Source organism: Thermomonas fusca DSM 15424, assembly GCF_000423885.1.
Classification (GTDB): Bacteria; Pseudomonadota; Gammaproteobacteria; order Xanthomonadales; family Xanthomonadaceae; genus Thermomonas; species Thermomonas fusca.
In genome coordinates, this window is sequence record NZ_AUIV01000002.1 from 160331 (window position 1) to 173340 (window position 13010).

Annotated in this window: 13 protein-coding genes, 1 pseudogene and 1 riboswitch; of the genes and pseudogenes, 9 read left to right on the forward strand and 5 right to left on the reverse strand. The window is 68.6% G+C overall.

Annotated features, from left to right (window positions below):
• Nucleotides 1-34: 34 nt before the first annotated feature.
• Nucleotides 35-307 carry a hypothetical protein gene (locus tag G582_RS0101735; RefSeq protein ID WP_138348528.1) on the reverse strand — a complete coding sequence of 91 codons (273 nt, stop codon included), beginning with the start codon at nt 305-307 and terminating at the stop codon, nt 35-37.
• 392 nt (nt 308-699) lie between these two features.
• Between G582_RS0101735 and G582_RS17410 the strand changes: the two genes are divergently transcribed.
• The gene (locus G582_RS17410) at nt 700-978 is read left to right on the forward strand and encodes a hypothetical protein (protein WP_083960895.1); all 279 of its coding nucleotides are present in this window, start codon (nt 700-702) and stop codon (nt 976-978) included.
• Nucleotides 979-992: 14 nt separating this feature from the next.
• Nucleotides 993-1202: a hypothetical protein gene (locus tag G582_RS15035; protein WP_038052409.1), complete on the forward strand. Its 210-nt coding sequence runs from the start codon at nt 993-995 to the stop codon at nt 1200-1202.
• 18 nt (nt 1203-1220) lie between these two features.
• Here the strand turns inward: G582_RS15035 and G582_RS0101755 are convergent, their stop codons facing one another.
• Nucleotides 1221-1763 carry a hypothetical protein gene (locus G582_RS0101755; protein WP_038052460.1) on the reverse strand — a complete coding sequence of 181 codons (543 nt, stop codon included), beginning with the start codon at nt 1761-1763 and terminating at the stop codon, nt 1221-1223.
• A gap of 423 nt (nt 1764-2186) precedes the next feature.
• Between G582_RS0101755 and G582_RS17045 the strand changes: the two are divergent.
• From G582_RS17045 to G582_RS0101785, 5 genes and pseudogenes are all read left to right on the forward strand, one after another.
• A pseudogene (locus G582_RS17045) lies at nt 2187-4321 on the forward strand (EAL domain-containing protein).
• 172 nt (nt 4322-4493) lie between these two features.
• Entirely contained in the window at nt 4494-5891 is a 1398-nt protein-coding gene (locus G582_RS15045) for a GGDEF domain-containing protein (protein ID WP_083960897.1), read from the forward strand.
• Nucleotides 5892-5978: 87 nt separating this feature from the next.
• Nucleotides 5979-7223 (forward strand): efflux RND transporter periplasmic adaptor subunit, encoded by a 1245-nt coding sequence (locus tag G582_RS0101775; protein ID WP_028838367.1) that lies wholly within the window; start codon nt 5979-5981, stop codon nt 7221-7223.
• A 27-nt stretch (nt 7224-7250) separates the two neighbouring features.
• Nucleotides 7251-8429, forward strand: coding sequence for an ABC transporter permease (locus G582_RS0101780; RefSeq protein ID WP_248642634.1), 1179 nt, complete (start codon nt 7251-7253; stop codon nt 8427-8429).
• Nucleotides 8422-9126, forward strand: coding sequence for an ABC transporter ATP-binding protein (locus tag G582_RS0101785; protein WP_028838369.1), 705 nt, complete (start codon nt 8422-8424; stop codon nt 9124-9126). The genes G582_RS0101780 and G582_RS0101785 overlap by 8 nt, the downstream gene beginning before the upstream one ends.
• Before the next feature lie 15 nt (nt 9127-9141).
• Here G582_RS0101785 and G582_RS0101790 read toward each other — a convergent pair whose 3' ends face one another.
• On the reverse strand, nt 9142-9720 hold the full coding sequence (locus tag G582_RS0101790) for a TMEM165/GDT1 family protein (RefSeq protein ID WP_028838370.1): 579 nt from the start codon (nt 9718-9720) through the stop codon (nt 9142-9144).
• Nucleotide 9721: 1 nt separating this feature from the next.
• A riboswitch (yybP-ykoY riboswitch) is annotated at nt 9722-9908 on the reverse strand.
• Nucleotides 9909-10026: 118 nt separating this feature from the next.
• On the opposite strand from G582_RS0101790, the gene G582_RS0101795 reads away from it, so the two are divergent.
• Nucleotides 10027-10506: a VOC family protein gene (locus G582_RS0101795; RefSeq protein ID WP_028838371.1), complete on the forward strand. Its 480-nt coding sequence runs from the start codon at nt 10027-10029 to the stop codon at nt 10504-10506.
• Between the two features lie 22 nt (nt 10507-10528).
• Here the strand turns inward: G582_RS0101795 and G582_RS0101800 are convergent, their stop codons facing one another.
• Nucleotides 10529-10894: a DUF6164 family protein gene (locus tag G582_RS0101800; RefSeq protein WP_028838372.1), complete on the reverse strand. Its 366-nt coding sequence runs from the start codon at nt 10892-10894 to the stop codon at nt 10529-10531.
• Between the two features lie 73 nt (nt 10895-10967).
• Nucleotides 10968-11867, reverse strand: a complete 900-nt coding sequence (locus G582_RS15050) for an amidohydrolase family protein (protein WP_051246446.1) — start codon at nt 11865-11867, stop codon at nt 10968-10970.
• 127 nt (nt 11868-11994) lie between these two features.
• On the opposite strand from G582_RS15050, the gene G582_RS0101810 reads away from it, so the two are divergent.
• On the forward strand, nt 11995-12909 hold the full coding sequence (locus tag G582_RS0101810) for a glucose 1-dehydrogenase (protein ID WP_083960898.1): 915 nt from the start codon (nt 11995-11997) through the stop codon (nt 12907-12909).
• The last annotated feature ends 101 nt before the right edge of the window (nt 12910-13010 follow it).

The window sequence follows — 13010 nt, forward strand, 5'->3', positions numbered from 1 at the left end:
GGCCGCGGCGGCCGGGCCCGAGTCGCGCGCCGCATCAGGCGTGCATGGGCGTCAGCGATGCGTGCAGGTGGGCGGTTTCCAGCATGTGGCGCAGGCGCGCCTCGACCATTCGCAGGTCGTCCAGCTGCTGCGGTGCGTACAGGGTGTAGATCGGTCGGTTGCGCTGGCCTTCGGCCGGCTCCTTGCGGCTGACGCCGATGTTGCCGGTTCCGCTGGCTTGCGCCCACAGCCTGCGCAGCGCGTGCGGCCCGATGCTCTCGTCCTTTCCGAGCGTGAAGGTGAACATCGCGATCTGATGGCTTGACATGCGGGCACTCCTTGCGGTTCTGGAGTATGCGCTTTCCCCTCGCGCTTTCCCGACGGCCTTACGGCCCGGTTTCCGGCCCGCATTTCGCCACTGCGGATGGAAGTCTCTGCCACATTGGAGTAGGATGGCGCAAGGCCTCCGCGCCACGCGCGTTTCGTCCGACGCCTCGCGTCGCGCGCCTCGCTCCCATTCACGCGCCCTGCAATGCTTGCCGGGCGGTTTTCGATTGCCCCTGCGGGGCGCCCGCGGCGATTACCGCCGGCGCGGCCTCCGCAAGTCCTGCGCAGATCCGCGCGCCAAGCCCGCTTGGCCGCCCGAGGCGCACACCTCCAACACGCCGCGAGCGCCATGCCCGCGCCGTCCGCTCACGCCGTCAGCCACAGGAGGCCCGCATGCCACGACCCAGGAAAGCAACCGAAAGCCAACCCCAGCAGCCGCTGCCCGCGACCAAGACCAGCCATCTGTTCCAGGGCCGCAAGCCAACGGAACGCGGTGGTGCGCTCACCCGCGAACGCATCGCCGAACACATGGATGCCTTCCGCAAGGCTGGCGGTACCATTGAAGTGCTGGGCACCACCCGTTCCCTGCAGCACATTGGGCTGCCTGCGGACGCCCAGCCGGCGCCGCCGGTCGTCCCCGTTGCTGCGCGCTCGCGCAAATCCACCCGCTGATACAGGAGTTTCCGTTGGCAAAGCCAAACTATGCGTTCGAAAAGCGCCAGCGCGAGCTGGCCAAGAAGAAGAAGCAGGACGAAAAAGACGCCCGCAAGCGCGAAGCACGCGCTGCCGACGCAGCGCCAGAATCAGCATCCGAATCCGTAACGGAAACCGCCGCGCCGGATTCGGCACCGGCGCAGGCCGGCCCGCGCGTGCATCTGCGCAAATCCGCCGAGTGAACTGACGCCGGGCCGGGGTCAGCGCGCCGCGTAGCGGAACAGCGCCCCGGCCAGCAGCCACGGCAGCGCGAAACCGGCCGTCAGCGCCAGTTCGCGTTCGCCGAAGCCGCCCACGGCCATCGCAATGCCCACCGCAGCCAGCTGCGCCAGCGCGGCCGCGAACATGGCGTTCGCCATCCCGGCCGCGCGGAAGCGTGCCAGCAGGCTGCCCAGCCCGGCGATGCCCAGCACTCCTACAAACATCAGATTGGCGACGTTGCCTTCGCTGCCCAGCATGCCGACCGCCAGGTTGACCCAGATGGTCAGGAATCCGGCCAGCACCGCCACCCCGAAGCCGGCGCGATAGACCAGCGACCCGCCCAGCCACGCGGCGAACTCGTACAGGCCGCAGACCGCCGCCAGCAGCACCCCCATCACCGCGAAATCCAGCGCCGTCCAGTCCACTCCGGCCTGCGGATACAGGCGCATCACCAGCGCCGGCAGGAACAGCAGGCAGGCCGCGCCGCCCCAGACCAACGGGCGCAAGCCATGCTTGCTGCCGGCTCCGTCATTTCCCGTCATCGCCGCTTTGTGCATCGTCCTGCCTTGCGCTTGTCGAGGATCGCCAGCATCCCTTGGGCGAATGGGCGCGGCATGGCGCGCCTGTGAAGCGGGCGCGAAGTCGATTCCCGCTCAGCCGGCCTCGTCTTCCGCCAGGTCGTGCCCACCTGCAGCAGGGTCAGGCAGAGCGTGCTGACGGTATCCACCCGCTGCGGAAAGTAACGTTTCACCAGGGCGGCAGCACTAGTTTGCCCATGCTCATGGCGATGCCCATGCCGACGGAGACGCGGTTCGGGACCACCGAGCCGGCGTGCGGAATCGCGATGGATTTCATCGCGGAATGGTACGTACGTGTCCGCGGCCCACGGCAACCAGGCGGGCGCCTTCACACAAAATTCGATGCGCAGGTGTATCCCTGTCATGTCGCTACAAACCTGCGCCTCCATGTACGCAGCTCCGACCCCGGGACTGGACTACCAGCGGCTGCTGATGGCATCGCCCAATGCATACGCAGTGCTCTCCCGCGACCTCCGCATCATCGATGCCAACCCGGCCTGGCTGGCGCTGGCGAATGGCCCGCCCCGGAACTACATCGGGCGGCGCTTCTTCGATGCCCTGCCGGCCCGGATGCAGGAGTCTGCGCGCGACCTGCGCGCACTGTTCTCGCGGGTGATCGAGCGCGGGCAAGCTGACACCCTGCCCCTGCTGCACTACCCGATCCCGATAGCGCAGGGGAATGGCGAGGGCTGGCAAGACCGATACTGGAGCGTGAGTTCGGCCCCCTTGCACGACGATGCCGGACGCGTCGCGGGGCTGCTGGTGTGTCCGATCGACATCACCCAGCACGTGCTGGCGACCGAGGCGGCGTCCGATCTGAAGCGCAGCAATACTGCACGTCGCGCCAGCGCGCAAATGGCCCGCGAACGACAGCGTTTCCGCCAGCTCATGCAGCAGGCGCCAGGCTTCGTGGCGGTGGGGCAAGGGCCGACCCACGTGTTCGAACTGGTCAACAACGCCTATTACCAGCTGGTGGGGCACCGGGACATCATCGGCAAACCCGTACGCGAAGCCTTGCCCGAACTTGCCGGACAGGGCTTCTACGAACTGCTGGACCAGGTCTATGCCAGTGGACAGCCGTTCATCGGTCGTGCCATGCCCATCCTGCTGCAGACGGAACCCGGCGCTCCTCCAGTGGAGCGTCATATCGATTTCATCTACCAACCGATCGTCGACGAGGACGCCAGGGTCACCGGGATCTTCGTCCAGGGACACGACGTCACCGAGGCACATGCGCTGGCCATGCGCGTCAGTCACCAGGCGGCCCACGACGCCCTCACCGGCCTCCTGAACCGGCGCGACTTCGAGCGCCGTCTGCAGCACGTGATGGATGGCCTGCGCGAACACGACACCCAGCACTCCCTGCTGTACCTCGACCTGGATCAGTTCAAGGTGGTCAACGACACCTGCGGCCATGCGGCGGGCGACGCCCTGCTCTGCCAGATCGCCGACGCGCTGCAGGCGCGCGTCAGTCCGCCCCATGCGCTGGCCCGGCTGGGCGGGGATGAATTCGGCCTGTTGCTCGAGCACACAGGCCACGAAGCCTCCAGGGTGCTTGCGGAACAACTCCGCGAAACGGTCGAAGCGCTGGAGTTCGTGCACGGCAACCGCCTGTTCGGCTGCAGCGCCAGCATCGGGATGGTGACGTTCGATCGGACTATCGGCGGCGTGCACGAGGTGCTGATCGCGGCGGACAGCGCTTGCCTGCTGGCCAAGGAAAAGGGTCGAAACCGCGTGCAGGTGCATGCCGCCGGGGATCTTGAAGTGTTGGACCGGCGCCGGGAGATGGACTGGGTCAGTCGCCTGCGCGAAGCGCTGGCGGAGGGCCGGATGTATGTCCATGCACAGCGCATCGTGGCGCTGGCGCCGACAAGGACGCCCCGCGACCGGATGGAATTGCTGGTGCGCCTGCGTGATCGCGACGGCACGACGGTGCCACCGATGGCGTTCATCCCGGCCGCCGAGCGCTATGGCGTGATGCCCACCATCGACCGCTTCGTGATCCGCACCGCATTCCGACACCTTGCCGCGCTGACGCCCGACGTTCGCGCCCGCACGTCCCTTTCCGTCAACCTTTCCGCGACGACCGCCTGGTGGCATTCGTGCGGGAGCAACTCCAGGCGCACCAGATCGCTCCCGGGGAAATCTGCTTCGAGATCACCGAAACCGCTGCGGTCAACAACCTGTCGCTCACCACCCGGCTGGTGCAGGAACTGCGAGGTCTTGGCTTCCGGTTCGCCCTCGACGATTTCGGCAGCGGCATGTCGTCGTTCGGCTACCTCAAGCACCTGCCGGTGGATTACCTCAAAATCGACGGCACCTTCATTCGCAACCTCCGCAACGACCGGGTGGATGCCGCCATGGTGGAAGCCATCGCGAAGGTGGCTGGTGTGATGGGCATAAGAACCGTGGCCGAATACGTCGAAGATGCGGAAACGGCGGATCTGCTCGCCGAGATGGGCGTGGACTACGCGCAGGGCTACGGCATGCACGTGCCGGAGCCGCTGGCCGCACCGGCTTGAGAAAGTTTGGCCTGGCGACGTCGCCGCCTCCTGAGGGCGGCTTGTTGGCCAGCACTCGGCCCTTTTGCGGGGAACGCCAGCGCATCGGCGCCATACGCTGCCGCCGACGCGGGCCCTTGGTTATCGCTGCTTCCGATCCTTTGCGCGCGGGTTTCTGCCAACATTAGGTCCGATGAATAGCCCGCTTTCCGCTGGACCCACCGCTGCATCGTCGCCCAGGGGCGGCGTCGCCAAGATTGCCCAGATTGCCGCATGGGTCATGCTGGTGGTGTCCGCGCTGGTCCTGCTGGGCTGGTGGCTGGACGTTCCGGCGCTGACCCGGGTGTTGACCGGGTCCACCAGGATGAAGGCGATTACCGCCATTGCCTTCATCGCCAACGCCATGGCCCTGCTGGGGTGCGTCAGGCGCGAACGCATCGGCATCGCCTGCGTGCTGCTGAATCTGCTGGTGTTGGTCTTCGGTGCCGCCTCGCTGCTGGAATACACCACCAACGTTGACCTGGGCATCGATCACCTGTTCGCCGACCCGGAAGCCTTTGCGCAGGGCAATCCACCGGGGCGCATGTCGCAGATGACCGCGATCGCGTTCCTCCTGCTGGGTACGCAGGGCCTGCTGGTCAGCCTCCAGCGCGCGCCGCGCCTGGCCCACCTGCTGGCCGGGCTGCTGCTGTCGCTGGGCGCCTTCACCCTGACCATGGCCGGTTACAGCTACCGCATGGGCGTCGTCCAGGTGCTGCCGGTGTCGGCGCCGACCGCCCTGCTGCTCATCGTCGCCACCTTGGGCTGGCTGGTCCTGCAGCGGCCGATGGGCATCATGCGGGTGGCGTATGCCGACAGTCCGGGCACGGTGCTGCTGCGATGGGCCGCGATCCCTGCGCTGCTGATACCGCCGCTGCTGGCGATCGCGATCCGCGCGGCGGAGCATCTGCTGGGCTGGAGTCATGCCGAGGTGGTCGCGGCGGTGGGCTACCTGAGCGGCGTGGGTGCCTGCTCGATGGTCATAGGCATGGCCTGGCTGCTGCACCACCTGGACCATCAGCGGCAAAAGTCCGAGCGTTTCCAGGACGCGGCCTATACCGACACGCTGACCCGGCTGGTGAACCGCCGCGGTTTCGACGAGGCCATCGACCGCCTGCTCCGCGGCCACCGCGAAAGCGACCACGGCTTCACCATGCTGATGCTCGACCTGGACCACTTCAAACGCTTCAACGACGATTTCGGCCATCTCGCCGGCGACCGTGCGCTGCAGATCACCGGGGAACTCCTGCGCGCGGCGGTGCGACCGCAGGACATCGCGGCGCGGTTCGGCGGCGAGGAATTCGCGGTCATCCTGCCGGGCACCGACATGCTCGGCGCGCGGCGCACGGCGCAGCGGCTGCTGGATGCCTTCCATGCGCGGGAATGGCCGAACCGGCCGGTCACCGTGAGCATCGGCATCGCCAATTCCCACCCCGGCGACACCTCGGCGACGCTGATCGCGCGCGCCGACTCGGCGTTGTACGCGGCCAAGTCGGGCGGCCGCGACCGCGCCTGCGAGAACCAGGTCATCACCGTTTCCTCCGTGCTCTGACCCGCACGCCGATGGCGTGGAGCACGCGGCGGCGCGCCGATGGCCGCCCTGCGCCAGAATGCGACCTCCCGCTACCGGAACACGTCCATGTCCACTGGCTCCGCCCACCGCAAACGATGGCTCGCAGCTGCCGCCGTTGCACTCGTGGCGTTGGCGGCGATGGGCATCGCCCGGCTGCGCGGCCCGGTGCTGCCCGGCTACGACGTGCAAGCCGGCCCGCTGGTGCAGAACGTGGTGGCCACCGGCCGGGTGGCGGCGCTGTCGCGGGTGCAGGTAGGCGCGGAAATCACGGGGCTGGTACTGGAACGCCGGGTGATGGACGGCGACCGCGTGGCGCCAGGCGACGTGTTGGTGGTGCTGCGCGCGCGCGACCTGGAAGCCCGCCGCGACCAGGCCCGCGCCGCTCTTGCTGCCCTGCGCCAGGCTGAACGCCCGGACGCCGAGGCGCGCCTGCGCCAGGCGCAGGCGCAGCTGGCGCAGGCCGAACGCGACTACGCGCGCCGGCGCGAACTGGGCCAGCGCCAGCTGGTGGCGCGCGAAAGCGTGGAGCAGGCGGCGCAGGCGGTGGTGGCCGCGCGCGCCGCGGCCGAGCAGGCGCGGCTGACGGTGGATGCGCTGGCCGGCGGCGGCGCCCGCGAGGCCCAGGCGCGCGAGGAACTGGCGGCAACCGAGGCGACCCTGGCGCGCGCGATGATCCGCGCCACCGTGGCCGGCACCGTGCTGACCCGCGGCGTCGAACCGGGCGACACCGTACGCCCGGGCGACGTGCTGCTGGAAATCGCCGCCGACGCACCGGGCGAAATCCTGCTGCCGGTGGATGAAAAGAACATCGCGCGCCTGCGCGTCGGCCAGCGCGCAACCTGCATCGCCGATGCCTTTCCGGGGCGGGCGTTCGCCGCCACCGTGCACCACATCGCACCGGCCGTCGATCCGGCACGTGGCACCGTGGACGTGCGCCTGCGCATCGACCCGAAGGCGGACTTCGTCCGCCAGGACATGACCGTCACCGCTACCCTGCTGACCGGCGAGCGCGAGCGCGCGCTGGCGGTGCCCAACGATGCGCTGCTCGACGCCCGCGACGGCAGTGATCGCGCCACGGTCCTCCTTGTGCGCGACGGGCGGGTGCGCCGCACTGCCGTGACGCTGGGCCTGCGCGGGCTGGCGATGAGCGAAGTGGTGGCGGGCCTGCGCGCAGGCGATCACGTGCTTGCCGCCAGCGCGCTGGCCGCCGACGCGCTGCCGGCCGACGGCGACCGCGTGCGCATCGAGGGCCAGTCCCTGCCCATTGGCGATTCCGCCACCCGCCGCGAGCTGCCGGTGAAGTTCAACTGAGCGATGTGGATCGAAACCACCATCGCCATGCGGTTCCTGCGCCAAGGACGCGGCCAGTCGCTGCTGATCCTGTTCGGCATCGCCGTGGGCGTGTCGGTGATCGTGTTCGTCACCGCGCTGATTTCCGGACTGCAGGCCAACATCATCGAGCGCACGCTGGGCACGCAGGCGCATATCCGGGTGGAGGCGCCGGACCAGGTCAACCGCATCGCGCCCGCCCCGCCCGGCACCCTGCAGCTGGTGCTGGAGGACCGCCGCGCGCAGGTGCTGCGAACCATCGTGAACTGGCCGCAGGTGCGCGACGTGCTGGACCGCATGCCCGGTATCACCGCGGTGTCGCCGGTGGTGTCCGGGCCGGCATTCGGGCGTCGCGGCGAGGCGGTGGAATCGGTGGCACTGGTCGGCGTTGACCTGCCGCGCTACCTGCGGGTGATCCCGCTGGACCGCAACATGGTGGACGGCCGGCTGGACCTTGCTTCCGGCAATGCCGTGATCGGCCGCCAGCTGGCGAAGGACCTGGGCCTGCGCACCGGCGGCAAGCTGCGCATTGACGCCGGCAAGGGCCGCGAGGCCATCGTCAACGTCGCCGGCATCTTCGAGCTGGGCGTGCGCGAACTCGACGCGCGCTACGTCTACCTCGACCTCAAGCAGGCGCAGTCGCTGCTGGCCCTGCCCGGCGGTGTCACCGTCATCGACGTCACCGTGGACGACCTGTTCGGCGCCGACCGCAGCGCCGCACGCATCCGCGGGCTGACCGGGCTGAAGGCGGAAAGCTGGATGGAGACCAATGCCCAGCTGATGAACGCGCTGAGCTCGCAGAGCATGTCCACCAACATGATCAGCTTCTTCGTGGCGATGTCGGTGGCGCTGGGCATCGCCAGCGTGCTGGCGGTCAGCGTGACCCAGCGCACCCGAGAGATCGGCATTTTGCGTGCGATGGGCACACGCCGCGGCCAGATGCTGCGCGTGTTCCTGGTGCAGGGCGCGGTGCTGGGGCTGGTGGGGTCGCTGCTCGGCGCGCTGGCGGGCCTCGGCCTGGTGGGTGCGTTCAACAGCTTCGGCCCCAAGCTGTTCCATATCCCGCTGCCGCCGGCGCTGATCCCGGCGGCGATGGCGCTGGCCACGGTAGCGGGCGTGGTGGCCGCGGCGGTGCCCGCTTCGCGCGCGGCCAGGCTCGACCCGGTGGAGGCCATCCGCCATGCCTGAGCGGCGCGAAGTGCTGCGGCTGGACGGCCTGCGCAAGTCCTACAACATCGGCCAACCGAACGAGGTAGAGGTGCTGCACGGCATCGACCTGCGCGTGGACAGCGCCGACTTCGCCGCACTGATGGGACCGTCGGGCTCCGGCAAGAGCACCCTGCTCAACCAGATCGGCCTGCTGGATTCGCCCACTGCCGGGGAACTCTATCTGCTGGACCAGCCCACCCGCAGCATGGACGACGAGACGCGCACCGCACTGCGCGGCCGGCACATCGGCTTCGTGTTCCAGTTCCATCATCTGATCGGCGCGTTCACCGCGCTGGAAAACGTGCTGATGCCGCTGATGGTGGCCCGTGGCAAACCTGACCGCGATGCGCTGGATCGCGCCCGCGGCCTGCTGGCAGACGTGGGACTGGAGGCACTGGCAGACCGCAAGCCCGACCAGCTCTCCGGCGGCCAGCAGCAGCGGGTGGCGATCGCCCGCGCGCTGGTCACGAGGCCGGCCCTGCTGCTGGCGGACGAGCCCACCGGCAACCTCGACACCAAGACGGCCGCAGACGTGTTCGCCCTGCTGCGCCGCTTCAACACGCAGTTCGGCTGCGCCGTGCTGGTGGTCACCCACGACCCGCGCCTGGCCGACTCCTGCGACCGCACCATTACCCTGGTGGACGGACGGATCGATGGCGACGCCCGGCGCGCCTAGCGGCAGGTTGACGCGCTAGAACCCCAGCTTGGCTCCCGCCCCCAGCAGGGTGGCGACGCCCAGCAGGGCGAAAATGCCGGCGGCGATCGAGTGCACCAGCTTCATCGGAATCCTGTTCGCCAAACGGTCGCCAACGAACACTGCGGGCACGTCCGCGATCAGCATGCCGAGGGTGGTGCCGATGACCACCAGCAAAGGCGTTGCGTAGTGGGCGGCCATCGCCACGGTGGCGATCTGGGTCTTGTCGCCCATCTCGGCCAGGAAGAAGGTCACCAACGTGGCGCCGAATACCCCGAACTTCCCTGCAATCCGGGTTTCCTCTTCCTCGATCTTGTCCGGGATCAGCGTCCACACCGCCATGCCGACGAACGACAGGCCCAGCACCCAGCGCAGCACCTCGGGGGTCAGCATGGCGGTGATCCACGCGCCCAGCGCACCCGCCAGCCCGTGGTTGACGATGGTCGCCACCAGGATGCCGAGGATGATCGGCACCGGCTTCTTGAAGCGCGCGGCGAGGATGAAGGCGAGCAGCTGGGTCTTGTCGCCGATTTCGGCGAGCGCGACCACTCCGGTGGAGACGAGCAGTGATTCCATGGATTTTCCAGGGCCGGGCAACGGACGAATGACCACCGCGCATCCCCGGCCATCCCGAAGCGCAGTGGTCAAAGGTCTTGCCAAGCATGGGAACCGCCCGCGCCATGGCCTGTGGGCCAAGTGTGTTGACGTGGGCCTCTTCGCGACGAAGAGCGGCTACTCCCCAATGACCCAATCATTTTACATGGCAATGGCGTGCGGGTCATCGACAGCGGACGGCCCGCGGAATCGGGTCGTTTCCGCGCCTGTCGATTTCCGTCGCACCCATCCGTCGTACTCAGTGACCCCTACCGGAGGAGCAGCGCCATGATCCCGAAGAACACCATCTGCCTGTGGTACGACGAGGCGGCGCTGGAGGCCGCCACCTTCTATGCCGCCACCTTCCCCGACAGTTCCGTAGGCCGGGTGATGCGGGCGCCGGGGGACTTTCCCTCGGGCCGCCAGGGCGACGTTCTCACCGTGGAGTTCACCGTGCTGGGCATCCCGTGCGTCGGCCTCAACGGCGGGCCGGCGTTCCGCCACAGCGAGGCGTTCTCGTTCCAGGTCGCCACCGACGACCAGGCCGAAACCGACCGCTACTGGGACGCCATTGTCGGCAACGGCGGCGAGGAAAGCGACTGCGGCTGGTGCCGCGACCGATGGGGCGTATCGTGGCAGATCACGCCGCGCGCCCTGCTGGAAGCCATCATCGACCCCGACCCGGCCGCAGCCAGGCGCGCATTCGACGCGATGATGACGATGCGCAGGATCGATATCGCCGCGATCGAGGCGGCGCGCCGCGGCTGAGCTGGGCGACTGCGCCGCGGCCTCAGCCGCGCAGCAGGATCATCGGCAGGGCGAACAGGGCCAGCGTGAACAGGATGCCGACGACGACCAGCGCCACCCGTCCCGGCTCCGCGCGCACGACCGACCAGAACGTCTCCGCGGCGCCATCGCGCTCGGCAGCCTCGCGCTCGGCGCGGGCGCGCTGCTGGCGCCCCTGCTGGTAGGTGGCCAGCAATTGCTTCGCTGCCGCGAACCCGGCCTCGTCGCGCAGCCAGATCCCGCCGAAGGAAATTCCCCAGCGGCTGGGCTTGGTTTCGTAGTACTCGACCCGGTGCTCATCGAGCAGCGCGCGCACTTCGTCGGCCTCGTCATCAGGCACGTTGCGCAGGTTCATCAGCAGCTTGGCCATGGCGCGAGGATAGCAGCCGCGCCCGCGACCCAGCGCGGGCGTGTGCCTCCACGCAATGCCGACAGCGCGCGGTCTACCTGTCGATACGCAGGAACCGCGCCGCGTTGTCGTGGAAGATCGCGCGCTTCTGCGCCGGGCCCAGGAACGCGGCGCTGTCGATGCCTTCCACCGCCTGCGTGATCGCTTCCGGCCAGACCATCTGGTCGGAGCCGAACATCAGCCGATCGCCCATCCCGGCGGTCATCAGCGCGCGCAGGTAGTCATGGAACTCCTGCCGCGGGATGATCCAGTTGATCACCGACAGGTCCGCGTGCACCTGCGGGTACATGTAGAGGATGGCCTTGGTTTCCTGCAGGTAGGGCCAGCCGGCATGCATCAGCCACACCCGCAGTTTGGGATGGCGCTTGAGCATCGGCTCCAACCGCATCGGGTTGCCGAGGTCGACGCTGAAGCCCGGGCAGCAGCCATACGGCGTGCCCGGCGGCGCCAAGCCGGTGTGGATGCCGACGGGGATGTCGAGCTCTTCGGCCAGCGCGAGGTAGGGCTCGAACCACGCATCGCTGGGGTCCAGCCCGTGGTACTGAGCGCCGATCTCGCCCATCACCTTCAGCTCGCCGGCAGCGAACGCCTTGCGCAGCACTTCGACCGGCGGCAGCGGCGTGCGTCCGTCATCCAGGAATGCGCCCGCCCAGATCGTGTCGTCGCCGCCGGCCCGCAGGATGCTGGCCATCGCCGTATCCGGGCCACTGACCAGCCCCAGCACGATGCCGTGCCGGCGCATGCGCTCCAGCGTCAGCTGCTCGCGCTCGGCATCGGAATTGGCCGTGGTCGGCTGTCCGGTGGCCGGGTTCGGTGCACCCGGGGCAGCCGGCCCCACGTGCAGGTGGACATCGATGATCGGCCCCGAGTACGTCTGCGCGAACGCGGGGCTGCAGGCCAATGCCAGCAGCAGGGCCAGGACGGAAAAACGCATCGTGCGCTCCTTTGCGTGGGCTCACGACAGGCAACGGCAAGTGGATGGATGGACGGCCATCCGCCCCCGCAACGTCGCTGTCCCGCCGTTGTGCCATGCTGGCCGCATCCCCGACGGAGCGTGCGAAATGAGCAGCAGGAAAACGGGTTCCACCGCCAAGGCTTCCGCGAATGGCAAGCCGTCCAGGCCCGAAAAATCCACCAAGTCCGTTGCGGGCGGCAAGCCCCGAACCGCCGCACCGGCGAAGGTTGCGCACACGCCGCACCGCTTCGACGGCAAGGTGGTGGTCACCACCGGCGCCGCCGCGGGCCTGGGCCGCGCCACCGCGCTGCGGCTGGCGCTGGAGGGCGCGGCGCAGGTGCTGGTGGACCTGAAGAAGGACGCGTTGAAGCGGCTGCAGAAGGAAATCCTTGCGCTCAATCCGCAGGCGCGAACGCTGCTGGTCACCGCCGACGTGTCCAACCCGGACGACGTCCACGCCTACGTCAAGAAGACGATGAAGACCTTCGGCCGCATCGACGGGTTCTTCAACAACGCCGGCATCGAAGGCCACCAGAATCTGACCGAAAACTTCGGCGGCAAGGAGTTCGACCGCGTCATCGGTGTCAACCTCAACGGCGTGTTCCACGGCATGGCCGAGGTGCTGAAGGTGATGCGCCAGCAGGGCAGCGGCAGCATCGTCAATACCGCGTCGGTGGGCGGCATCCGCGGGGTGGGCAACCAGTCCGGCTACTCCGCCTCCAAGCACGGCGTGGTGGGCCTGACCCGCAACTCGGCGGTGGAATACGGCCAGTTCGGCATCACCATCAATGCGATCGCGCCGGGCGCGATCATGACCGACATGGTCGAGAATTCGCTGCGGCAGATGGCCGGCGAGGATTGGGAAGCGGCCGGCAAGCAGTTCGTCAGCGTCAACCCGATGCAGCGCTTCGGCCGGCCAGAGGAAGTGGCCGCGGTGGCGGCGTTCCTGCTGTCCGGCGAAGCCAGCTTCGTCAACGGGCTGGTGGTCACCATCGACGGCGGCCAGTCGTACAAATACTGATGCGGCGAGCAATCGCGGCAGGCGTCGTTCGCGGTGCCCGCCCGCGCATAGCGGGAGGCCAAGGCGCGTACTGGCGCATGGGCTGCGGACTTCCGAAGCAC

Excerpts from the sequence above, each read along its gene's own strand:
- G582_RS0101735 (WP_138348528.1), bottom strand. The coding sequence starts at position 307 with ATGTCAAGCCATCAGATCGCGATGTTCACCTTCACGCTCGGAAAGGAC.
- G582_RS17410 (WP_083960895.1), top strand. The coding sequence starts at position 700 with ATGCCACGACCCAGGAAAGCAACCGAAAGCCAACCCCAGCAGCCGCTG.
- G582_RS0101755 (WP_038052460.1), bottom strand. The coding sequence starts at position 1,763 with ATGACGGGAAATGACGGAGCCGGCAGCAAGCATGGCTTGCGCCCGTTG.
- G582_RS15045 (WP_083960897.1), top strand. The coding sequence starts at position 4,494 with ATGAATAGCCCGCTTTCCGCTGGACCCACCGCTGCATCGTCGCCCAGG.
- G582_RS0101775 (WP_028838367.1), top strand. The coding sequence starts at position 5,979 with ATGTCCACTGGCTCCGCCCACCGCAAACGATGGCTCGCAGCTGCCGCC.
- G582_RS0101780 (WP_248642634.1), top strand. The coding sequence starts at position 7,251 with ATGCGGTTCCTGCGCCAAGGACGCGGCCAGTCGCTGCTGATCCTGTTC.
- G582_RS0101785 (WP_028838369.1), top strand. The coding sequence starts at position 8,422 with ATGCCTGAGCGGCGCGAAGTGCTGCGGCTGGACGGCCTGCGCAAGTCC.
- G582_RS0101790 (WP_028838370.1), bottom strand. The coding sequence starts at position 9,720 with ATGGAATCACTGCTCGTCTCCACCGGAGTGGTCGCGCTCGCCGAAATC.
- G582_RS0101795 (WP_028838371.1), top strand. The coding sequence starts at position 10,027 with ATGATCCCGAAGAACACCATCTGCCTGTGGTACGACGAGGCGGCGCTG.
- G582_RS0101800 (WP_028838372.1), bottom strand. The coding sequence starts at position 10,894 with ATGGCCAAGCTGCTGATGAACCTGCGCAACGTGCCTGATGACGAGGCC.
- G582_RS15050 (WP_051246446.1), bottom strand. The coding sequence starts at position 11,867 with ATGCGTTTTTCCGTCCTGGCCCTGCTGCTGGCATTGGCCTGCAGCCCC.
- G582_RS0101810 (WP_083960898.1), top strand. The coding sequence starts at position 11,995 with ATGAGCAGCAGGAAAACGGGTTCCACCGCCAAGGCTTCCGCGAATGGC.